Here is a 23,983-nt window from a genome sequence, read left to right as displayed (position 1 = left end):
TAAAAAATGGAAAAAAAATATACTTTAACTGCGGTTTGTTTTGGGGAGGTTTTATGGGATATTTTTCCTTCGCATAAAAAAATTGGTGGAGCACCATTGAATGTAGCTTTGCGAATGAATTCTATGGGAGTTGAAACGACTATGATAAGTCGTGTTGGGGATGATGAAAATGGAAAAAACATTTTATCTTTTTTAAACGATCAAGAGCTTACCACCGATTTAATTCAAATGACGGAGGAATATAAAACGGGAGCGGTTCATGTAATGATTAATGAAAAGGGAAATGCCTCCTACGATATTTTATATCCATCTGCTTGGGACAAGATTATAGAAACAGAAATGATGGAAAAAGTAACTGCTGAAGCGGATGTTTTTGTTTTTGGAAGCTTAGCATGTAGAGATGAGGTTACTCGGACCACTTTGAACAAACTTTTAGGGGAGGCAAAGTATAAAATTTTCGATGTAAATCTAAGAGCCCCTTATTACACCACCGATGTCTTAAATGAACTTATGTTAAAAGCTGATTTTATTAAGTTGAATGATGAAGAGTTACGTGAAATAAGTCGCGAATTAGGGTCGCCATACAATTCATTTGAACAAAATATTAAATTTATTGCGGAAAAGACAAATACAAAACAGGTATGCGTTACCAAAGGGGAATTTGGAGCTGTTTTGTACTATAATGATAAGTTTTATTATAATAGTGGTTATTTTATAAAAGTTGTAGACACCGTTGGTGCTGGAGATTCCTTTTTAGCTTCACTAATAGTACGATTATTAAGAGGGAAATCACCACAAAAATCATTAAATTATGCTTGTGCAATTGGGGCTTTAGTAGCTGGAGAAGAAGGAGCTAATCCCAAGATTTCTGAAAAGGTAATTAGTGATTATATGAAAATTAAAAAAAAAGTATAAAAAATATAGTAGAGAGAAAATTAGGCTATGATTTAAATATATAAGATTAACCCGTTGGGTGCAATTAGTTTTTGAATAATTGCACCCAACGGGTTAAGATTAATATTAAACTTTATATTTATTCTTCGAAACAATCAGCTAAAAGTTTCAGATCATATAGTAAAAGGTTCGAACTTTGTACAATTAGGTTCACCATTAATTTAAAAAGCCTTTGGAATCATTGATTTTAAAGGCTTTTTTTGGTTCAAACAATTAATCACTTTTTTTGATCGATGATAAACCCTTATATTTATTAAATTTACTGATTCGAATCCTTTACTGTTTTTTGACCTTGTATATTAATACTTATAGAAGTTCGAAAAATTCATTATACCAATGATTTATATAAAGGAGCTAAACGTGAAGGTGTTATTTTCGTAACTTACTGTTTAATTTTTGATAGTATCTCTAATTTGAAAATATCTATTTATCTTTATGATAAAAAACAAATAAAAATCTGAATTGAGCTAAGAAATTATAATTTTACTAAATGATTTACTTTAAAGATTTTATATCATTCAATAAATACATTGGCTTAGCAGAACCTTTGGACAATGACATTGATGTGGGGTATTACGACCCGCCAAATATCGTATTGACGTCCGAAGCTATGATGGTTGATTTTTACCGAATATCTATTAAGATTAAATATAGAAGTAAATCTACTCGTAATGCTGAGCCAATTTCAGCAGTTTTTTTCAATACTCCAGACTTGGTTATTGAACCAGGATGGGATGCTGAACCTACTTATAGCGGAATGTATCTTCAACTTTCTAAAAAAGTCATTGAAGAAAATAGATTTTTATTCAAAACTTATCTTGATTACGGACAACACGAAGCTTTGTTTTTAACTGACGGTGAAGTCCGCGAAGTTAGTTCGGTTTTTGAATTAATGTATAAATATTATGAGAGTGAGAAAAAAGATTTTGGCGTTCTTCTTTCTTATGCTAATGTATTGATATGCCTAGTTGAAGCATTTTATAAAAGACAGTTTTCAACTGATCCGAAACAGTACAGCAGAATTGTTACAGATTTCCAACAAAGTTTAATTAATTACTACAATCAACCCGTTAAACAACTTCCAAACGTGCAGTATTTTGCAGATAAATTAGGTTTGACAGCTAATTATTTAGGTGATATCATTAAACATTTTACTCAAAAATCTGCAATTGAAAACATCCATGAATTTGTTGCTAAAAAAGCTAAAGAATTATTAGAAAATTCAGGAATGAATAACACCGAAGTTGCTTACGAGTTAGGTTTTGAATATCCCAACTACTTCTCAAAATTTTTCAAAAAAATGGTAGGTGTCAGTCCTAAAGAATATCGACTACAACTCAACAAAATAATTTAAATTAAAAATAGGCGCTTTCAAAAGGAGCGTTTTTCTTTTATCAGTAATTTGTTTCTTTTTTATTGGTAATCTGTATCCTTCCATTGTTTTTACTACAAATACCTTTGTATATAATCAAAAACATAGGAAAATGAAAAATAACGAAAGTAATAATATCAGTGGTAAACCAAGGAGAGAATTTCTTCAAGAAAGTGCTTTTGGCGGAATTGGATTAGTACTTGCCCCCGGTCTAATGTCTTCGTCGGTCAACGATTTAGAAAATAATAATATTGACAGCGATAAAAACAATAAAATGAGTACGAGAAATCTCGGAAAATTAAAAGTCTCTGCATTAGCTGCTGGTTGTATGAGCATAAGTGCTAATTATGGTGCGCCTGCACGACCTGAAGAAGGTATTAAAACCATTCGCAAAGCCTATGAAAAAGGCGTTACGTTTTTTGATACCGCAGAAGTTTACGGTCCTTACACAAATGAAACACTTGTAGGCGAGGCATTGTCGCCATTTAGAAACAAGGTAGCTATTGCTACAAAATTCGGTTTTCAAATTGGTGCTTCACAAATTACTTTAAATAGCAGACCAGAACACATTAAGAAAGTAGTAGAAGAATCATTAAAACGACTTAGAACCGACCGTATTGATCTTTTATACCAACACAGAGTTGACCCGAACGTGCCTATCGAAGACGTTGCAGGAGCGGTAAAAGATCTAATAAAAGAGGGCAAGGTTTTGCACTTTGGTTTGTCTGAAGCCAATACTACAACCATCCGAAAAGCACATTTGGTACAACCTGTTTCCGCCATCCAGTCGGAGTATTCATTTATGGAGCGTAGTGTTGAGAAAAATGGCGTTTTAGATCTTTGTGAAGAATTAGGAATCGGTTTTGTTCCGTGGGGACCACTTGGAATGGGTTATCTGACAGGAAAGCTTAATGCACAAACTTCTTTTGACAGTAAATTGGATTTGCGTTCTTCATTTGATCGATTCACTCCTGAAAGTCTAGCAACCAATATGCCGATTGTGAATCTTCTAAACCGCTTTGCATCAAGTAAAAATGCTACGGCTTCTCAAATTGCACTGGCTTGGTTACTAGCAAAAAAAACTTTTATTGTTTCGATTACAGAAACAAGAAATATTCCACACCTTAATGAAAATTTAGGCGCATACGACGTTCAATTAACAGCATCCGAATTTAAGGAATTAGAAACTGAATTCTCAAAACTGAAAGTATATGGCGGCAGAATGAATGCAATGCAGATGACTTTCTGCGAATAATTTTAAAGTGCACAGTAAAAAAAATTCATAGAGAAAATGGCTTCTCAACATGGCATTTTTTTATCAGTAATTTGTTTCTTTTTTAATAGTATTATGTTTCCAAGGACCAGAATGGCAAGTTTTATCTTTGTATTATAATTTCAAAACATAAAAAATGAAAGAAAATAAAGTTTGGTTAGTAACAGGTGCAAGTAGCGGAATAGGATTCGAAATTGCTACAGCAGCACTTGCAGCAGTTAACAAAGTTATTGCAACAGGTAGAAATGCCGATAAAGTAACAAAAGCGTTTGCTAGCACTTCAGAAATTTATTAGTGGTACAACTTGATGTTACAAATACACAGGAAATAAATACTGGTGTAAATGCTGCAATTGATAAATTTGGAACTATTGATGTCTTGGTTAACAATGCAGGTAACTTCTATGCAGGTTATTTTGAGCAATTGAGCCAACAGCAGATAGAACGTCAAATGGCAACTAATTTATTTGGTCCAATGAATGTAACGAGAGCTGTTTTACCAATTTTTAGAAAAAATAAATCGGGACACATTATCACAATTTCATCTACTGCTGGATTGGTTGGTTATGAACTTTGTACAGCTTATGCTGCTTCTAAATTTGCAGTTGAAGGTTGGATGGAATCATTACAATTGGAAGTTACGCCATTTGGCATACATACTACTATTGTAAACCCGGGCTTTTTCCGAACTAATTTACTAGAACCATCTTCAACAATATGGTCTGAAAATGAAATAGCGGATTACGCCGAACGTACATCAATGCTTCGTCCGGGTTGGGAAAGCATGAGCGGAACTCAAGGTGGCGATCCTGCTAAATTAGCTTTAGGATTGCTTACTATTGCGAGTGAAAACGTACCTCCAAAACGTTGGTTGGCTGGCGCTGACAGTATTGCAGAAGCAGAAAGAAAAATAAAAGAATTACAAGAACAAGCTGATGCTTACCGTGAACTATCTTCATCTTTGGCATTTGATTAATAACAATCTAAAATTGATCTGAATGACATTATTTAAAAATATTGAAACATTCAATAAATATACTGGTTTACCAAAACCCTTAGACGATAATATTGATATTGGATATTATGATGTTCCTAAAATGCGTTTGAAATCAGAACCTGTATCTATTGATTTTTACCGAATTTCAATAAAAAGCAATTTCATTGATAAAAGTGTTTCGGGTTTTAACCCTAATAACGCAAAACCTGTAACGGCTCTTTTCTTCAATAGTCCCGACCTGTCAATCGGTTGGGACATAGAGCCTACATTCAACGGAATATATCTGCAATTTTCCAAGAAATTAATCGAAGAAAATCGATTTTTATTCAAAAATTATTACGACTATGGACAACACGAACCCTTATTGTTAATTGAAAAAGAAGAGGAAGAAATCAGGATAATTTTTGATTTAATGCTAAAATACTATAACAGCGAGAAAGAGAATTTCGTAGTGCTAATTTCTTATGTTCACGTTTTGGTATCGGTGGTTGAATCCTTTTATAAAAGACAATTTTCCTCAAATCCTGTGCAGTATAGTCCCATTGTATCCGAATTTCAGCAACTCCTGATGAATTATTACAATCAGCCTATTAATCAAATTCCTACAGTTCAATATTTTGCAGATAAGTTAGGTTTAACTCCAAACTATTTGGGAGATATTATTAAGCACTTCACTCATAAATCTGCAATTGAAAACATACACGATTTTGTGATGGCAAAAGCCAAAGAAATGCTTGAAAAAAGAAGTGATTTAAACACTACCGAAATAGCTTATGCACTTGGTTTTGAATACCCTAATTACTTTTCAAAATTTTTCAAGAAACAGATGAGTATTACGCCAAAAAAATATCGCTCATTACAATTAATGAAAAAATAATTCCACAATAGCGTTTATTTTATTATCAGTAATTTGTTTCCATTTTATTAGTAAAATTTATCTATTGTAAACACTTCTAAATTCTAAATTTGGAGGGTAATTAAAAATAAAAAAATGAAAGCAAAAATCTTTTTAGTAGTGCTAGTAAGTATGCTTACTTCTACATTCTCAGCACAAACAAACTTAGTAGCGATGAACGATTCCAAAGCTAGTTGCACAACACATTCAAATTGTTCAAGTACCTGCCAATCAAACTCAGAAAAGGCATTTACAAAAGTAACCTTTGATAACAATGGTCTTGTTATGGCTGGGAATCTTTTCTTACCTCCCAATTTTGATAAAAATAAAAAATATGCTACCATAGTATGTGTACATCCTGGTGGCGGAGTTAAAGAACAGACAGCAGGGCTTTATGCTCAAAAAATGGCGGAATTGGGTTATGTTGCATTAGCATTTGATGCTTCCTATCAGGGAGAAAGTGGTGGAGAACCACGATTTTTAGACAATCCAATGAATCGTGTTGGTGATATTTACAGTGCGGTAGATTATCTGGTAACACTACCATACGTTGATGCAGACCGCATTGGTGCTATTGGTATATGCGCAGGTAGTGGTGCTACGGTTAAGGCATCAATGACCGAACGCCGTATAAAAGCACTTGCAACAGTTAGTGCTGTTGATGTAGGTGCAGCAGGTCGGAGAGGTTGGGATGGTAAAGGGTCTTACGATCAAATCCCTATGCTTGAAGAAGTAGCTAAACAAAGAACAGCCGAAGCCAATGGTGCTCCACTAAAATATGTAAATTATGTGCCTCAAGTTGGTGATAAATCAGCACCAAGAGATTTGCAGGAAGCAGCCGATTATTATCTTACGCCTCGTGGACAAAAGCCTACCGCTCCAAATAAATTGCTCTTCAGAGGACAAAGTGCTGCAATTCTGTTTGATGGATTCGGTCAGGCAGATAAATTGCTAACGCAACCTTTACTATTGATTGCAGGAAGTGAAGCAGGTTCGTTATGGCATAGTCAGGAACTAAACCAAAAAGCCGCTTCAAAAGACAAAGAATTGTTTATTGTTAAAGGTGCTACACACATGGATTTATATGACATCCCAAAATATGTAGATCAGGCTGTCGGAAAAATGAGAGCATTTTTCGAAAAAAACCTTTAAGCAATATTAAATAATGCAAATAATTGTGGCAGAGCACTTCTTGGTATTTGTATTGGTGGATTTTGGTCGATGTCTGCTGGCACGGCAATGAAACTTGTTCCCAGTGAATCCGTACCTAAAGCAGTTGCAATACTAAATGGTGGAGCTGCATTATCTTCAACCATCGTTGCACCACTCGGTAGTTATTTAGGTAGCATTATCGGTTGGCGTGGTGCTTTTTTCTGTGTTGTGCCTATAGCCGCAATTTCATTTATCTGGCAATGGTTCAGCGTTCCAAAATTGCCTATCCTGCCGATACAAAAAAGTAGAAGTCAAATTGTAAATGTCCTTAAACTGATGACTAATCCAGTTGTCGCTTTAGGTATGATATCGACCATGTTGCTTTTCATTGGACAATTTTCATTGTTCACTTATCTCAGACGACTTCTTGAAACCGTAACAAAAGTAAATATAGAAGTATTATCACTCATTCTTTTAACTATGGGTATTTCGGGATTACTTGGCACATTTTTGATTGGATATTTAATCAATAACAGGATGTATAGCCTTTTAATTTTAATGCCGTTTCTCATGACCTTGACAGTAATTTTACTAATTTTATTCGGCTCTTCCCTAATAATAGTTTTTATATTAATAACAATTTGGGGGTTCCTTAGTACGGCTGCGCCAACCGCTTGGTGGATTTGGTTAAGTAAAATTTTGCCAGATGAGGCAGAAACTGGCGGAGGCTTGATGGTAGCAATTATGCAATTGGCAATCACTATGGGAGCAGGTATTGGAGGTATTATATTCGATCGTAGTGGCTACAGTAATACGTTTGTTTTTAGTACTTTAATTTTAATCGCTGCTGCAATAACAGCATTTATAACATGGTTTGTTCACGGAAAGCTTTTCTTATTCTCATCTGAGGTTCAAGCAACATAAAACCTTAAACGACATCAAAAATATATTCAACGCCCTCTTAGGAGGACGTTTTTTATAAGTAAAATGCTTCTTTTTTATTGGTAGAATGTTTCTGTCATTTTTTTTCTTCACTTATATCTTTGCTTGATATTTAAATAAATAAAAAAATGAAGATAAAAACCATCTTTCTAACATTGATAACGATATTATCAATCGGAACTAGAGCAATTGCACAAACAACAACAACAACAACAACAACAACAAAAGAAGTGATTAAACCCAAAACCGTATTACTTATCAATGCACATTTAACCTATCCGGGTTTGTCAGAGGGTAAACTAAATAAAGCCTTTTATGATAAAGCTAAAGAATTTTTCCTTTCACAATCCTATAAGGTTTTAGAAACAAAAATTGAAGATGGTTATAATGTTGATGAAGAAGTAGAAAAACATTTGCAAGCTGACATCATTATTCTGCAGACCCCCGTAAACTGGATAAGCACTCCTTGGATTTACAAAAAATATATAGACGAAGTTTTTACTAGTGCGATGCGCAGCAAAAAAATTCTTTCTGGCGATGGACGTTCAGGAACAGATCCTTCCAAACAATATGGAACAGGCGGGAAAATGCAAGGAAAAAAGTTTATGATTGCTGCATCTTGGAACGCCGCTGAAAAAGATTTTAATGATCCAACGCAATATCTATTTCAAGGTAAAAAACCAGCTGATGTATTTTTAATATCACAACCAATTATCGTTTTTCGGGCTTTGAAATTCTTGATGGCTATAACTGCTTTGATGTTTTTCATAACACTCATATTAAACAAGATTTGGAGAATTATCCAATTCATTTGAAAAAAGTCTTAGACTTATAAATTAACAAAAAAAAAGACAATATAAAATCATAATAATACAATGGAAAACAACAAAAAAGTATTACTCATAAATACTCATTTAACCTATCCTAGTTTTACAGAAGGAACATTAAACAATTCATTTATTCAAAAAGCAAAAGACTTTTTTGAAGCAAAAGGTTTTGAAGTTTTAGAAACAAAAATTGAAGATGGTTACAATGCAGATGAAGAAGTAAAAAAACATCTGGAAGCAGACATTGTAATTTTGCAAATGCCTGTAAATTGGTTTGGTGCACCCTGGATATATAAAAAATATGTTGACGAAGTATTCAATAGCGGACTGGTTAGTAAATCATTCTTAACAGGTGACGGCAGAACACCAGAAGACTCAACAAAACAATATGGAACAGGCGGGCTTTTACAAGGGAAAAAGTTTATGATATGTGCCACTTGGAATGCACCAGCCGAAGCATTTGACAATCCTGAAAATAAGATGTTTGAAGGAAAAGGATTTGCAGATATTTACTTACCCATTACAAGTAACTATCGTTTTTCTGGCTACGACATTATAGACAGTTACAACTGTTTTGATATATTAAGACGTAACGATATAGCCAAAGACCTTGAAAAATATCCGATTCACTTGGAACAGACCTTTAAAATATAATATCTATCCAGTAATTTAACTTATTGTATCATCCTTCAAAGCAATTAGCTGAAAGCTTTAAATCTTCGAGCAAAAGGTTCGAATTTTGTACCATAAGGTTTACTTAAAAACCCTTATAATCTATTGATTATGAGGGTTTTTTTTGGTTCGAAAAAATAATTGCATTTTTATTGGATCAAGCCATTGATTGATAAACCTTAAATTTATTGAGATTACGGATTCGAATCCTTTAATATTTTTTACTATTACCTAATATCTAGTATAACTGGCTTTGATAAACCATAAGTGTCAAAATTATTTTTTAAGATCTTTAATAGTATTTTTAATAAATTCTTCCTTGTTAGTATGCATTTTTGACAGTATTTCTTTTCTGCAATCTGGTATTTCAGTATACTTTTCTGCCCATAAGTTAATTTCAACTAGTATCGGAACTAAATCAATTCCCTTTTGAGTTAAGCGGTATAAGACTTTTGCTTTGCTGTCAGGATGTTCTAATTTTTGAATAATGCCATTTTCTTCTAACGAAAGAAGTCTTGAGGCTAAAATATTAGTCGCTATTTTCTCTTCAGCCTTAGCAAAATCTCCATAAGTACATTCTTTTTTCATTAATAAATCCCTTACAATCAGCAGTGACCACTTATCACCAAAGGCTTCAAGGGAATAACTTACAGGACAGTCTGATCTCTTTTTTTGATTTTTCATAAAATATAATTTAAATCACTTGCGTTTTAAAAGTGAATATTTATATATTTGCACTTGCATTTAGCAAGCAAATATAAATATAAAATTATAAATAAAAAAATTATGGAATTAAAAGGAAAAATAATTTTGATTACCGGCGGATCTGCGGGTATCGGTTTAGAGGCAGCCAAACGATTTGTAGAGGAGGGTTGTAAGGTAATTATAACAGGAAGAGATCAAGCAAAATTGGATGTAGCAAAAAAAAATTATCCGTCTATTATCGCTATTAAAAGCGATGCGTCAAATCAAGATGCTGCTGTTGCTTTATACAACCAGATAAACCAGCTAGGAGGTATTGACATCTTATATAATAATGCCGGAGTTATGAATGGTTTGAATAATTTAGGTATCAGCAACGCAAAACATTTTGAAAAAGCTGCTGCTGAAATGAATACTAACTATTTAGGTGTTATTCTTTTGAATGATCTCTTTATAGATATGCTGAAATCCAGAAAAGAAACAGCCATTATCAATACAAGTTCTATCTTAAGTTATATGCCGGCTAACCTAGTGCCAACTTATTCCGCTTCTAAGGCTGCGGTGCACTTTTATACTGTAGCACTAAGAGATCATTTGCAAATTATTCGAAGCAGCGTAAAGGTATTTGAATTATTACCTCCGCTTGTGGCAACCAAAATGGCAGAAGGAATGGATGGTAAATCTATTACACCAGATGTGCTTATAAATGCTTTGATAAAAGGATTAAAAAATGATAAATACACCATTCGTGTTGGTGATACAAAAGCCATTTATTTATTGAATCGTTTTTTACCAAAAATAGCTTACAAGTTGTTGAATCCAAAGATAATTGGTGAAAAACTGCAAGCTTAATAGTTATAATTATATCTAAATCAGATGTACTAAATAAAAAATGAACACTGGATATACAAACAAAAAAGCAGGGCAAGTTATGCTATGATTCAAATAATTAAGTGTGTATTAAATCTTATCTTTATTCTTTAAAATAATCAGCTAATAGTTTCAAATCTTTGATTAAAAGATTCGAATTTTGTACTTAAACTGATACTTTAATTAATATCGGTTTTTTGTTTTTAGTTGTACTGAAAATTCCTTTAATTATTATATTTTTATAAAAAAATAGCATTTATGACTTTTTGTTTTAAACCATTTCTAATCTTTTGTTCTCTTTTCTGGATTGTTTCCTGTAAATCGCAATCAGCTATCTCTGCTACTGAAGATAAAAAGGGTCCAATTATTAATGATACTACATTTGTAAATTTAAAAGACTATAGTCAGAATTTTGTCTATGATATGAAGTATGCAACTCCTGATAATTTCCTAAAAGAAAAAGTGTATGATTGTGCAGCATGCTTTTTACGGTTAAAAACCGTTAATGCACTGGTTGAAGCGAATAAAAAATTTATGAAGAAAGGGTATAAAATCAAAATTTTTGATTGCTACCGTCCTTTAGATATTCAAAAAAGAATGTGGAAAATTGTTCCGAATCCGGAATATGTAGCCAATCCTACTAAAGGTTCCATTCACAATAGAGGAGGAGCAGTAGATATTACGCTAATTGATAAAAATGGAAAAGAATTGGATATGGGAACTTCTTTTGATTATTTTGGAATCGAAGCTAGTCACAATTATTTAAACGTATCTCAAGAAATTAAACAAAATAGGGGATTGCTAAAAAAAATAATGATCCAAAAGGGGTTTAATTCCTTTGATTCAGAATGGTGGCATTACAATTTAAAATCCGCTTTGAAAGATAGTATTTCTAATGCCAAGTGGGATTGCAACTAATTTATTCTATACAACGTATCGTATTCATGAAATAGGTTTCAGGTTGGTAAATCTCATCGTTTAACTCTGATTTAAATTCTTTTTTAAGAACATAATCTTCAGTATCCGTTAAATATTTGATTCTCATCATCGAAACTGGAGAGCTTTTTAATTCTGCAAAACTATCTTTCATAAACATAAATTGACCTGAAATGATTCTATTGTCAAAGCCTTTATCATCACGAAGCATCGTTCCACAATTCTCTTGATCGATATGTAGCAATGTTATTATTTTTCCATTATTTAATTGTAAAAATAATTTTGAGTTTTTATCAAAGCAATTTGCTTTAATGAATTCCTTGCTTTTTTGAATCAACTGCACATTTAGTGTTGGCAAGCCATCTGTTAAGGCTAAGGAATAGAAAATATAACTGGAATTTCCGGCAAAATTTTTCTCGCTAATCATGTATTCCTTTGTTGCTTTGTATGTTCCTATGGAATCGGTTACGTTTACGCTATAATCACATGTTTTTTGAGCAAATAAGCTAAGGCTGAATAAGAATAGTAGGCTAGTAATTATAGATTTCATTTTTATTTTATTTTGGTGCAAATTAAAACTATTTTATGATTATTTTCATCTGTCGTAAAAAAACAATATACATTTCCACCGTCTTTTATTTTCCATTTTTTTCGAATGCTTTCTACACTGTCGGGAAAATTTCGGGTTGTAATATTGGCTTTGGTATTTTCTAAATACATTTTCATTTCGGTTTTGCTGTAAGGAACTGCATTTTGAATTTCAAAAACTCTTCCTGGAAAGGAAATTAAAGTAGAAGAGGTGTATAAATGGGAATGTTTATGTAGTTTGTTTAGGTTGTAAAATGAACTTACTTCATCAAACCCACCTGATTTCATTATAGCACTATTGGGCTCATACAAATACTTTTGTGGTAAACTAAAGACCGGAAATTTAGTTTGGTCATCCAAAATAAAGTCGAATGTTTCGTTTTTATCTTTTAAAAGATTAATTGTTTTTATGTTTACAGTTCCAGAATAGCCTTTGTGTACTTCCCATAATAGTTCTTTTACTTCATTTTCGAGCGCTACTATATGAATCGTTTTGACATTTTGTAATTCCAATAATCCTGCTGAAATATCAAGTAGAGGAGCCGTTTTTATCAAAATAGCATTCGAATTATTGAAATAAAAGTCCAGATTTTCAGGAACATTAGGCAAGCAATCTTTGAGCATGAATACTTTCCCTTTGGCGTCATTTCTTCTGGAAGGATCAATATAAATCCAGTCCCATTTAGTATTTAAAGTTTTTAAAGTAGCCAAACTATCTCCCGCATAGCAACTGATATTAGGAGTGTTTAATAGCTCAAAATTGTGTTTGACAAGATTAGATAGTTCTGGATTGATTTCGCAATGGACAACATTTTTTATTTTTTTTGCAAAATAATAATCATCAACTCCAAAACCTCCTGTCAAATCAATTAAATTTTCACCTGAAATAATGGAGGCTTTGTAGGAAGCTGTTTTTTCGGATGAAGTTTGCTCTATTGAGATTTTACTTGGATATATAATATCTTTGGTGTTAAACCAATTAGGCAATTTGTCCTTTGCTCTTGTTTTGGCCTCAATTTGGTTCAAAATAGAAATCCAATCCACATTTGGAAATGGATTTTTTTGAAGCGCTAATTTCGAAATGGGAACGCCAATATTTTTCGCTATAAATTCTTGAATTTCAAGATTTAGAATCATTAAATCCAAAATTAAATGTCTTTAGTTAATAGTTGGATAATTTTGTTCTCCGGAAAGAATTCTTTACCAATTACTTTTATTATTGTATATAAAGGAACCGCTACTATCATTCCTAGTATTCCAAAAAGGAAACCTGCAATTAATATCACAAGAAAAATTTCTAATGGATGTGAGCTTACGCTTTTTGAAAAAATGATGGGCTGTGATAAATTATTATCAATTACTTGAACAATCCAAAAACCAATTAAAACATAAATTGTAGTTGGTAAAATTTCGGATTGAAAATCACTCCCTAAATTACTCATCATCGTTAAAACCGCAGCTAATATTGAGGCTATTAATGGACCGATGTAAGGAATGATATTTAAAACTGCACATAAAAAGGCGATGATAATTGCATTAGGAGCACCAAAAATGAGTAATACAATTAAGTATAAAATAAAAACTATAAATAATTGGAGTAGTAATCCAATAAAATAGCGAGACAATAAGTTATTTATTTTGTCTAAAGAGTTTAAAATTTGATCTTCGTGACTATCAGGAATTAATTTTTTAGCTCCATTTTTAAATAACAATCGGTCTTTTAAGAAGAAAAAAGTAATAAAAAGTACAGAAGCCAATCCCACTCCAAAACTACTGATTGTACCTAAAATAGCATTTATAAAATTTGGAATAAAATTAAAATTTAATTTTGAGGCATAATTACTTTCCTTGAGCATTTTAGAGGAATCAATATGATGACTTTCCAAAAATGCTGATATCTGATTAACCAATTGAATTATGTTTTTTTCAATTTCGGCAGTGTTCAAAAGTGATAAATTTTGACCTTGTGATGAAATCAAAGGAATAAACATCATTATAAATCCAGCTATAATAAGAACAAAAATCAGTAATGTCGCAATTGTTGCAAATACATGTTTGAATTTTAATCTTCTTTTAAAAAAATCTAAAATAGGATTTCCTATCAATGTAAGAATTAATGCAACTATTAGATAAATCAGCACAGATTGAATTTGATATAGGAAATAAAGTGCTACAGCGACTAAAACGATAGTACTTATTGCTCTTAAAATTCCATTAGCTATAATTTTTGATGTAATCATTTATATTTTTTAGGATATAAAGATAAAAAAACTCGCTAACAAGTAGCGAGTTTTAAATTCTAAAATCTAAAAATTATATACCGAAACCGGCTCTTGCTCCACCAGAAACAAATAAAGCAGCCATTCTTGCTTTTTGACCATTAGTGAACATATACATTCCTCGATCGTCAGTATAATCCATATAATTCATAGTCATTTCATTATGAGTTGGTAAACAGGAGCTTACAAATGGGTATGCTGGGACACCAAAGTTTGCGGTTTTATGAACAGGGGTGTCAGCAACTAAATCGTTTCCACAAGAAGCGTCTCCCCAAATGTGACGAAGATTCATCCAATGGCCAACTTCGTGAGATGCAGTTCTTCCTAAATTATAGGGGGAACTAGCACCACTTGATAAACCAAAATAGAAAGAATCAATTACAATTCCGTCAGTTGCTAATGAACCACCAGGGAATTGAGCGTATCCTAAGATTCCTCCGCCTATTTTACAAGCCCAAATATTTAAAGTTGTAATTGGCGAAGTAGGGTCTAATCCTCCTCTTTTTGAATTTTTCATGGCATCTTTAGTTCCCCAAGATGTTTTAGTTGTTGATTTTCTATTGATTTTTACCAACTCGAAAGTAATACCTATATTAGCTGCTACACCAGAAAACTCAGTCGGAATGTCCCTGAAATCAGAGTTTGAAGCAGTGAAATCTTTATTTAATACATCAATTTGGGATTGTATCTGAGCATCAGGTATATTTTCAGCACCAGTTCTGTATAATACATTTACCACAACTGGAATTACTACTTTGTCATTTACTAAACGGTTTGTTAATATTGCTTTTTTTGTAAAAGCTTCAATTTGGTTCATTCTCAACATTAATGTTGGATCGGCTTTCAATTGCTCCACTAATACATCTTGGGAAGCACATGTTCGTTGGACAATAGCATTTGTTGTAGAGGAAGTTAATTCTGTTTGATCATTTTGACATGAAAAAAGCATTGTAAATGCAATTGCGGATAGAATAATTTTTTTCATAATAGTAGTTTTTTGTGTTATAAATCATTGTTTGTCACTTAAATAACAAGCAATTTACGATTAATATTTGGCATGTATTAATGATTTATAATAATTTTTAATACTACAATGTTACAGATGATAGGATAGTTTTGGTAAAGTTAGGATTGATTTAATATTCAAAAAAAAACCCGCTAACAAGTAGCGAGTCTTAAATTATAAAAATCTAAAAAAATTATATACCGAAACCTGCTCTAGCTCCGCCAGAAACGAATAAAGCAGTCATTCTTGCTTTTTGACCATTAGTGAACATGAACATTCCTCTATCGTCAGTGTAATCCATATAATTCATAGTCATTTCATTATGATCTGGTAAACAGGTACTTACATATGGATAAGTTGGTACACCAAAGTTTGAAGTTTTGTGAACAGGAGTGTCAGAAACTAAATCGTCTCCACAAGATGCATCACCCCAAATGTGTCTAAGGTTCATCCAATGACCTACTTCATGACTTCCAGTTCTACCTAAATTGTAAGGGTAGCTTGCAGCACTAGATAATCCAAAATAATTAGAATCAATTACAACTCCATCAGTTGCTAATGAACCACCAGGGAATTGTGCATAACCTAATATTCCTCCGCCTATTGTGCAAGCCCATAAGTTAAGAGTTGTTGTAGGTGAAGTTGGGTCTAATCCTCCTTGTTTTGTTTTTTTCATGGCATCTCTGGTTCCCCATGAAGTTTTAGTAGTTGATTTTCTATTGATTTTTACTAATTCAAAAGTAATACCAACATTTGCGGCGACACCAGCAAACTCAGCAGGAGTACTACTGAAGTCAGGGTTTGTAGCAGTGAAATCTTTATTTAATACGTCAATTTGAGATTGTATTTGAGCGTCAGAGATATTTTCTGCTGCAGTTTTATACAATACATTCACAACTACTGGAATTACAACTTTACCATTTACTAATTTATTAGTTAGCATTGATTTTTGTGTGAAAGCTTCAATCTGATTCATTCTTAGAGCCAATGTAGGATCAGCTGCTAATTGTTCCGCTAATACATCTTGAGAAGCGCATGAGCGGCGTGCAGTAGCATTCGTTGCGATTGATTCTGTTTGGTCATTTTGACAAGAGAATAGCATCAAGAATGCTGTTGCAGTTAAAAGAATTTTTTTCATAATAATACTGGTTTTTTGTTATAAAAAATTGATTTGGGTTAATAATAATGCAATTTTATAACAAATTATTCAATAAAAAAAATTTTTTTAAATAAAATCCAAGAATTAACTATAACGATATAGTTACTGTATTTATTAGAATATACAATGGATTATTTTTTATTAACAAGTTCATACAAGGCAATACTTGCAGCTTGTAAGACATTGATACTGCTGTTTTCTCATGCATGTTGTAGCCTGCATGATTTATATTAATTATTAAAGATATAATTCATAATATTAGCACCCATTTTTAGTGCTTTTTCGCGAACATCTGCAGGATCGTTATGCACTTCAGGATCTTCCCAGCCATCACCTAAGTCACATTCGAAAGTATAAAGAAGGACTAATTTATTTTCTATAAATATTCCAAAAGCTTGTGGTCGTTTTCCATCATGCTCGTGTATTTTTGGTAATCCATTGGCAAAAAGATAGGGTTTTTGAAAAATACCATGATTTGCAGGAATTTCGACCAAATCATTATTTGGAAAAATTTTCTTTATTTCCTTTCTAATGTATTGATCCATACCGTAATTATCATCAATATGGAGAAAACCACCAGCCAACAAATAATTTCTAAGATTAATTACATCAGTATCACTAAACACAACATTTCCGTGACCAGTCATATGAACGAATGGATAGGAAAGTAAATCTGGACTTCCGGGTTCAACTGTTCCAGGCTTAGTTTTTATTTTAGTGTTGATGTTTGCATTGCAATATTTTATTAAATTAGGCAATGAAGTGGGATTAGCGTACCAATCTCCGCCACCACTATATTTTAATAATGCAATCTCCTGCGAAAATGAGGTGACAGAAATTAATAGCAATAAATAATATATTTTTTTCATAACTATAAATTCTGAATCATTAATTCTTACTCTTCATTAACAAAAACAACGCTATGACATGCAACAATGGCGGCAGTTTCTGTGCGTAATCGTGTATTGCCTAAAGAAACCGGAATGTAATTGGCTTCAGCTAATTCGATTTCTTTTTCTGTAAAATCGCCTTCTGGTCCTATTAATAGAGTAACATTTTGATTTGCTTCTAACGCAGATTTCAATGTTTTTTTATTGGTTTCCTCACAATGCGCTATGAAATTTAGACCTTCCTGTTTTTGTTTAATAAACTCTTTGAAAGATATCGCATCATTCAATTTTGGTAGAAATAATACATTAGATTGCTTCATGGCAGTCAATATAATTTTATCAAATCTTTCGGTATTGATTACTTTTCGTTCAGAACGATCACAAATAATAGGGGTTATTTCATGGATACCAATTTCAGTTGCCTTCTCTAAAAACCATTCGAAGCGATCATTCATTTTAGTTGGAGCAACTGCTAAATGCAAATGAAATTTTGAAGGTGCCGACTTTTCGAAAGAAATGATTTTCACTGTACATTTATTGTCGGAAGCTAAAGTGATTTCAGTTTTAAATAAATGTCCTAAACCATTGGTTACATATAAAATATCGCTGTCTTTTTTACGTAATACTTTAATAATATGTTTGCTTTCTTCTTTGTCAAAAGAAAAGCTTTCAGTGGTCTCGTTGATCGTTGGATTATAAAATAATTGCATAATTTAGAATTGTATTCTTGCTTTAGAAACAACAGATGAAGTCTCAAAATTTCCAGTTAAAAATTTTTGGTAACCTACAATTCCAATCATTGCAGCATTATCCGTGGTGTACTCAAATTTAGGAACAAATGTTTTCCATCCATATTTATTTTCGGCTTCCGCCAAAGCATTTCTTATTCCTGAATTAGCCGAAACTCCTCCGCCAATTGCTATTTGTTTTATTCCCGTTTCCTTTACGGCTAGTTTTAATTTATCCATCAGAATTTCAATAATTGTGTATTGAATGGAGGCACAAATGTCATTTCGGTTTTCTTCTATAAAATTTGGATTCTCTAGTTTTTTCTTTTGAATAAAATATAAAATAGCAGTTTTTAAACCTGAAAAACTAAAATCTAATCCGGGAACTTTTGGTTTTGTAAAAGCAAAAGCTTTTGGATTCCCTAATTGAGCATATTTATCTATTAAAGGTCCACCAGGATAAGGAAGTCCCAGTATTTTTGCACTTTTATCAAAAGCTTCTCCTACGGCATCATCAGTAGTTTCACCAATAATTGTCATGTCAAAAAAATCGTTCACTTTCACAATTTGGGTATGTCCGCCACTTATGGTCAGGGCCAAAAAAGGAAAGGTAGGCTTTTCGAATCCTTCTTCATGAATAAAATGCGCTAAAATATGGGCCTGCATGTGATTTACTGCAATCAAAGGGATTTTTAAGGCTAATGCCAATGATTTTGCAAATGAACTTCCTACCAGAAGCGAACCCATCAATCCAGGACCTTGGGTAAAAGCAATTGCTGACAACTGTTCTTTTTGTATATTTGCTTTTTGAAGTGCAGCATCAATGACGGGAACTATATTTTGTTGGTGTGCACGAGAAGCAAGTTCAGGAACTACACCGCCATATTGATTGTGAATCAATTGATTAGCGACAATGTTTGATAGTACTTTGTCCTTTTGTAAAACAGCTGCTGCCGTATCATCGCAAGAACTTTCGATAGCAAGAATAAAAACCTCGGGATTTTGCATAAAAAGGCACAAATTTTGAATTATATTTGACAATCCTATGTAAAACGATTTTTTACATAAAAAGCCAAAATTAAAGAATTTTTATTAAAGCTACTCTTGTTTCCAAAAGCAAAATAAAATTTTATAAAAAATTAAAACAATAAATTAGTATCAAAAAGTTTAAAAAAATAGTATTTCGTTCTCTACTTGGACTTATCCTACTTTTATTGGTGCTTGGTATAGCACTTTCTACGCCTTATGTTCAAACAAAAATTGCCCAATATTTTGTTCGAAGCATTAATAAAGATTTTGGAATTAACATTTCTATAGATGAAGTCGCTATATCGGTTTTTGGAGGTGTGAAATTCAAAAAAGTCTTAATTACAGACCATCATAAGGATACTTTAATTTATGCTAATCGAATAAAAACGACTGTTTTAGAAGGACAAAGATTATTAGATGGTGATTTGATTTTTGGAGAATTGCGTTTAGACGGATTATTATTTAATATGAAAACGTATAAAAACGAAAAAGAAACCAATTTAGATAAGTTTATTGCTGCTTTTGGAAAAGGGAAGCCATCAGGGAAGCACTTTTTGTTATCTGCTGAAGATGTTTATATTACCAATGGACATTTTATTTTGACAGATGATAATCGGGAAAATCCAAAAGATCTCGATTTTACTAAGCTTAACGCTTCGGTAAGTGATTTTCAAATATACGGTCCGGATGTGACTACTATGATTAATAAAATGTCCTTTTTAGACTTTCGTGGTTTGTATGTGAAAAATTTAAGCTCAAAATTCAGCTATTCAAAAAAGTACCTAAAACTGGAAAAGCTTGATTTGTTAACAAAAGAATCAACATTGAATGGGACTGTTGTATTAAATTATAAAACAGAAGATTTCTCTAATTTTACGGATAAAGTTCAGTTCGATATTAAATTGAATTCGGCTTCCATAGCTTCAAATGATATTCGTTATTTTTATAAAGAATTAGGTAAAAACCAGCATTTTTACACTAAGACAAGTGTTAAAGGGACTCTTAATGATTTGAGATTTAAAAATTTAGAATTGGTTGATGATAGAAAAACACAAATCAATGGTGATATCAATTTTAAAAATCTGTTTGCTAAAAAAGGTCAAAAATTCTCCATGTATGCAAAGTTTGATAAGTTAACCTCTACCTACGAGAATTTGGTAGTCATATTGCCCAATATTTTAGGAAATAAATTACCTACTTCTTTGAAAAAATTAGGTAGATTTTCAGCTTCAGGAACCTCAAGCGTTTCAACCACTGTAGTTGAAGCTGATTTCTCTATGATTACCGCATTAGGAAAAGTAACTTCTAACTTAGAAATACAAAATATTGATGTAATTGACAAAGCTTCTTATGTGGGTAATGTTATTTTAGAAAATTTTGATGTCGGTGCTTTATTCGAAAGAAAAGACGTTGGAAGAGTGAGTATGAACATTGATGTTGATGGAAAAGGGTTTAAGCAAAAATATTTAGATACCGCTATAAAAGGGGACATCAGCAAAATAGATTACAATAATTATACCTACACAAATGTTGTTGTAAATGGTACTTTTAAAATGCCAAATTACAAAGGTCAAGTTTCTGTGAATGACCCCAATTTAAGTATGACTTTTGATGGTTTATTGGATTTAAGTAAAAAAGACAGTCGATATGATTTTCATATTAACGTTGAAAATGCAGATTTATCTAAATTAAAATTAGTAAAAGATTCCGTTTCTGTTTTTAAAGGTGATGTTGTGGTTCAGGCTTCCGGAAATAATATAGAAAATTTTCAGGGAAATGTTTATATCAATAAAACCTCTTATCAAAATGCAAAGGGAACTTATAATTTTGATGATTTTGCCATAAGTTCAACTTTTGACCAGAATAGAATACGAACCATAACCGTAAATTCTCCGGATATTGTTCAAGGTGAGATTGTAGGTAAATATGAATTCAATCAGTTGAAAAACATGATTACCAATTCTTTGGGAAGTCTTTATACGAATTACAAACCAGCTAAGGTAAAAAAAGGACAATTCCTTAAATTTGATTTTACGATCTATAATAAAATTATTGAAATATTTTATCCCGAAATTTCTATAGGATCAAATACCATTGTTAAAGGGAATATTAACTCGGATAACCAAGAATTCAAACTCAATTTTAATTCTCCGAAAATCATTGCTTCGGATAATACTTTTGATAATATCCGAATTTCGGTTGATAATAAAAATCCACTTTATAATGCTTATATTGAATTAGATAGTATAAAAACTAAATATTATAAAATTCGAGACTTTAGTTTGATAAATGTAACTATGAAAGATACATTATACTTTCGTTCTGAATTTAAAGGAGGAACAAAAGGAGAGGATTATTATAATTTAAATTTATATCATACCATTAATGCAGCCAATAAAAATGTTGTTGGAATCAGTAAATCAGAGATTAAGTTTAAGGATTATCTGTGGTTTTTGAATGCAAAGGATACACCTGATAACCAGATTGTTTTTGATAAGGCGTTTAAAAACTTCAATATTGATAATATTATATTGTCACACGAAGATCAGGAAATTTCACTAATGGGAGATTTAAAAGACACTTCTTATAAAGATTTAAAGCTGACTTTTAAAGATGTCGATTTAAACAAAATTACGCCAGATAACAACAAATTTGTTTTTAATGGAAATATAAATGGGGAAGTAAATTATAAGCAAAATATAAATGTTTATCAGCCAACAGCATCAATAATAATTGATCATTTAAATTTGAATAAAACGGATTTAGGTATTTTGAATTTTAATATTGAAGGAGATGAAAGCTTCAAAAAGTTTACAATAAATTCCAATATCGAAAATGAAAATTTAGAATCCTTTAATGCCGACGGAAGTTTTGAAATCGTAAATAAGGAAACAATTTTAGATTTAAAACTAAAATTTGAGAAATTCAATCTGGGAACATTGAGCTCATTGGGGGGTGAAGTTTTATCGAATATCAGAGGATTTGTATCTGGGAATTCAACGATACAGGGAAATCTTAAAAAACCAGAAATCAATGGCCGTCTTTTTGTTGATAATGCAGGATTGACTGTTCCGTATTTGAATGTGGATTATGAATTAAAAGACAAAACAATCATTGATTTGGCTGATGAAAAGTTTTTGTTTAGAAATAATACATTAACGGATACAAAATACGGCACAAAAGGAACTTTGAATGGAAGTATCGAACATAAAAATTTTGCAGATTGGAAATTAGATTTAAGTATTAATTCGAAAAGACTTTTAGCTTTAGACACAAAAGACAGTGATGATGCCGCATATTATGGTACTGCTTTTATAGATGGTACCGCAACTATAAAGGGACCTACTAATTCTTTATTTATAAAAGTAGATGCGAAATCAGAAAAAGGAACCGCAATAAAAATACCTATTAATAATGCCGAGAGTGTAAGTGATAATAAATTTATTCATTTTGTTACTCCTAAAGAAAAATATAATATCGAAAAAGGGATTTTTGAGAATACCAGAAATTATAACGGACTGGAATTAGAGTTTGATTTTGATATTACCCCAAATGCGGAAGTGGAAGTTATTTTAGATAGAAATACCGGACACGGAATGAAAGGAAAAGGTTTTGGATCCTTGTTATTTAAGATAAACACATTAGGTAAATTTAATATGTGGGGAGATTTCCAGGCTTATGAAGGAACCTATAACTTTAAATATGGTGGATTGATCGATAAAAAGTTTGCTGTCAAAAAAGGAGGTTCAATTTCTTGGGAAGGAAATCCTATGAAAGCGCAATTAAATTTAGAGGCTGTGTATAAAACTACGGCAAATCCTGCAGTTTTATTAGAAAACTCTTCGTTTAACACTAAAGTTCCTGTGGAAGTTATTATAGGTCTCCGCGGCGATTTAACGAGTCCTGAACCCGATTTTAATATAGAATTCCCAACGGTTAGTAATGTTTTAAAATCAGAAATTCAATACAAGTTGAATGATAAAGACGTTAGACAAACCCAAGCTTTGTATTTATTATCGTCAGGTGGTTTTTTAAGTCCGGAAGGAGTAAACCAATCTGACTTTTCTGGAAGTCTCTTTGAAACCGCAACAAGCTTATTAGGAGGAATAATTCAAACGGACAATGAAAAATTCAAAGTTGGAATTAATTTTATAGGTGCAGATAAAAGAATAGGAAGAGAAACGGATGGAAGATTTGTAGCTACGATTTCATCAAAAATTAATGAAAGGATTACGATTAACGGAAAAGTAGGGGTTCCTTTTGGAGGAATAAATGAATCAGCAATTGTAGGCGATTTAGAAGTCCTTTATAGAGTTAATGAAGACGGAACTATGAATTTACGTCTTTTCAATAAAGAAAATGATATTAATTACATAGGTCAGGGGATAGGATATACGCAAGGTTTAGGGGTTTCTTATGAAGTAGATTTTGATACTTTCAAAGAATTAGTAAATAAAATATTTAAGAAACATCATCTGGAGAGAGAAGTTATAACAAACGGTGAAGATCAAGATTCTAATTTATCACCGGATTATATTAATTTTTCGAAACCCAAAAAACCTTCTACAGAAAAGCAAAAAACAAATCGGGAAGCTATAATTCCTAAAGAGGATTAATACTTGTGTTATTTAATGTTTTTAAATACTTGATTATAAAGATGTAATATATGTTTTAGCTTTATAATTATTTCGTAATTTTCGGGGATCAATCACG

Annotated in this window: 22 protein-coding genes; 13 read left to right on the top strand and 9 right to left on the bottom strand. The window is 32.0% G+C overall.

Translation table 11 applies throughout. The annotated features are described in order from the left end of the window. The first annotated feature begins 6 nt into the window (after positions 1–6). From ACM55M_RS13545 to ACM55M_RS13500, 10 genes are all read left to right on the top strand, one after another. Positions 7–915: a carbohydrate kinase family protein gene (locus tag ACM55M_RS13545; RefSeq protein ID WP_416858192.1), complete on the top strand. Its 909-nt coding sequence runs from the start codon at positions 7–9 to the stop codon at positions 913–915. Positions 916–1,444: 529 nt separating this feature from the next. Then, positions 1,445–2,308, top strand: a complete 864-nt coding sequence (locus ACM55M_RS13540; RefSeq protein WP_416858191.1) for a helix-turn-helix domain-containing protein — start codon at positions 1,445–1,447, stop codon at positions 2,306–2,308. 130 nt (positions 2,309–2,438) lie between these two features. Continuing rightward, the gene (locus tag ACM55M_RS13535) at positions 2,439–3,581 is read left to right on the top strand and encodes an aldo/keto reductase (protein ID WP_416858190.1); all 1,143 of its coding nucleotides are present in this window, start codon (positions 2,439–2,441) and stop codon (positions 3,579–3,581) included. Between the two features lie 154 nt (positions 3,582–3,735). After that, entirely contained in the window at positions 3,736–3,894 is a 159-nt protein-coding gene (locus tag ACM55M_RS13530; RefSeq protein WP_416858189.1) for an SDR family NAD(P)-dependent oxidoreductase, read from the top strand. Then, positions 3,894–4,574, top strand: a complete 681-nt coding sequence (locus ACM55M_RS13525; protein WP_416858188.1) for an SDR family NAD(P)-dependent oxidoreductase — start codon at positions 3,894–3,896, stop codon at positions 4,572–4,574. Before ACM55M_RS13530 ends, ACM55M_RS13525 begins: the two co-directional genes overlap by 1 nt. Before the next feature lie 22 nt (positions 4,575–4,596). Next, the gene (locus ACM55M_RS13520; protein ID WP_416858187.1) at positions 4,597–5,472 is read left to right on the top strand and encodes a helix-turn-helix domain-containing protein; all 876 of its coding nucleotides are present in this window, start codon (positions 4,597–4,599) and stop codon (positions 5,470–5,472) included. A 114-nt stretch (positions 5,473–5,586) separates the two neighbouring features. Continuing rightward, positions 5,587–6,642 carry an alpha/beta hydrolase gene (locus tag ACM55M_RS13515; RefSeq protein ID WP_416858186.1) on the top strand — a complete coding sequence of 352 codons (1,056 nt, stop codon included), beginning with the start codon at positions 5,587–5,589 and terminating at the stop codon, positions 6,640–6,642. A 3-nt stretch (positions 6,643–6,645) separates the two neighbouring features. Next, positions 6,646–7,566 carry an MFS transporter gene (locus tag ACM55M_RS13510; RefSeq protein WP_416858438.1) on the top strand — a complete coding sequence of 307 codons (921 nt, stop codon included), beginning with the start codon at positions 6,646–6,648 and terminating at the stop codon, positions 7,564–7,566. Positions 7,567–7,712: 146 nt separating this feature from the next. Continuing rightward, complete coding sequence (locus tag ACM55M_RS13505; protein WP_416858185.1) at positions 7,713–8,399, top strand: NAD(P)H-dependent oxidoreductase; 687 nt, start codon at positions 7,713–7,715, stop codon at positions 8,397–8,399. Between the two features lie 60 nt (positions 8,400–8,459). Beyond that, a complete protein-coding gene (locus ACM55M_RS13500; protein WP_416858184.1) occupies positions 8,460–9,065 on the top strand; it encodes an NAD(P)H-dependent oxidoreductase in 606 nt (201 codons plus the stop codon). Positions 9,066–9,359: 294 nt separating this feature from the next. Here the strand turns inward: ACM55M_RS13500 and ACM55M_RS13495 are convergent, their stop codons facing one another. Beyond that, positions 9,360–9,767: a winged helix-turn-helix transcriptional regulator gene (locus tag ACM55M_RS13495; RefSeq protein ID WP_416858183.1), complete on the bottom strand. Its 408-nt coding sequence runs from the start codon at positions 9,765–9,767 to the stop codon at positions 9,360–9,362. Between the two features lie 102 nt (positions 9,768–9,869). Here ACM55M_RS13495 and ACM55M_RS13490 point away from each other — a divergent pair, with 102 nt between their 5' ends. Both ACM55M_RS13490 and ACM55M_RS13485 read left to right on the top strand, forming a co-directional pair. Beyond that, the gene (locus ACM55M_RS13490) at positions 9,870–10,637 is read left to right on the top strand and encodes an SDR family oxidoreductase (protein WP_416858182.1); all 768 of its coding nucleotides are present in this window, start codon (positions 9,870–9,872) and stop codon (positions 10,635–10,637) included. A 276-nt stretch (positions 10,638–10,913) separates the two neighbouring features. Continuing rightward, entirely contained in the window at positions 10,914–11,573 is a 660-nt protein-coding gene (locus ACM55M_RS13485; protein ID WP_416858181.1) for a M15 family metallopeptidase, read from the top strand. Position 11,574: 1 nt separating this feature from the next. On the opposite strand, the gene ACM55M_RS13480 is transcribed toward ACM55M_RS13485, so the two are convergent. The 8 genes from ACM55M_RS13480 to tsaD form a co-directional block, all read right to left on the bottom strand. Then, the gene (locus tag ACM55M_RS13480) at positions 11,575–12,141 is read right to left on the bottom strand and encodes a hypothetical protein (protein ID WP_416858180.1); all 567 of its coding nucleotides are present in this window, start codon (positions 12,139–12,141) and stop codon (positions 11,575–11,577) included. Between the two features lie 2 nt (positions 12,142–12,143). Next, positions 12,144–13,316 carry a THUMP-like domain-containing protein gene (locus ACM55M_RS13475; protein ID WP_416858179.1) on the bottom strand — a complete coding sequence of 391 codons (1,173 nt, stop codon included), beginning with the start codon at positions 13,314–13,316 and terminating at the stop codon, positions 12,144–12,146. Between the two features lie 11 nt (positions 13,317–13,327). After that, entirely contained in the window at positions 13,328–14,419 is a 1,092-nt protein-coding gene (locus tag ACM55M_RS13470) for an AI-2E family transporter (protein WP_416858178.1), read from the bottom strand. A gap of 73 nt (positions 14,420–14,492) precedes the next feature. Next, positions 14,493–15,443 carry a zinc metalloprotease gene (locus ACM55M_RS13465; protein WP_416858177.1) on the bottom strand — a complete coding sequence of 317 codons (951 nt, stop codon included), beginning with the start codon at positions 15,441–15,443 and terminating at the stop codon, positions 14,493–14,495. 214 nt (positions 15,444–15,657) lie between these two features. Continuing rightward, entirely contained in the window at positions 15,658–16,602 is a 945-nt protein-coding gene (locus ACM55M_RS13460) for a zinc metalloprotease (protein WP_416858176.1), read from the bottom strand. Positions 16,603–16,853: 251 nt separating this feature from the next. After that, on the bottom strand, positions 16,854–17,492 hold the full coding sequence (locus tag ACM55M_RS13455; protein WP_416858175.1) for a DUF4159 domain-containing protein: 639 nt from the start codon (positions 17,490–17,492) through the stop codon (positions 16,854–16,856). Positions 17,493–17,518: 26 nt separating this feature from the next. Beyond that, positions 17,519–18,223: a 16S rRNA (uracil(1498)-N(3))-methyltransferase gene (locus ACM55M_RS13450; protein ID WP_416858174.1), complete on the bottom strand. Its 705-nt coding sequence runs from the start codon at positions 18,221–18,223 to the stop codon at positions 17,519–17,521. A 3-nt stretch (positions 18,224–18,226) separates the two neighbouring features. Then, a complete protein-coding gene (gene tsaD / locus ACM55M_RS13445; RefSeq protein WP_416858173.1) occupies positions 18,227–19,249 on the bottom strand; it encodes a tRNA (adenosine(37)-N6)-threonylcarbamoyltransferase complex transferase subunit TsaD in 1,023 nt (340 codons plus the stop codon). A gap of 209 nt (positions 19,250–19,458) precedes the next feature. On the opposite strand from tsaD, the gene ACM55M_RS13440 reads away from it, so the two are divergent. Then, positions 19,459–23,886 (top strand): translocation/assembly module TamB domain-containing protein, encoded by a 4,428-nt coding sequence (locus ACM55M_RS13440; protein ID WP_416858437.1) that lies wholly within the window; start codon positions 19,459–19,461, stop codon positions 23,884–23,886. Positions 23,887–23,983: the final 97 nt, after the last annotated feature.

This window comes from Flavobacterium galactosi (assembly GCF_048158585.1).
In the GTDB taxonomy this organism is placed as follows: domain Bacteria; phylum Bacteroidota; class Bacteroidia; order Flavobacteriales; family Flavobacteriaceae; genus Flavobacterium; species Flavobacterium galactosi.
Note: the sequence above shows the minus strand (reverse complement) of the source record. Positions and strands in the feature narration are given on the sequence as shown.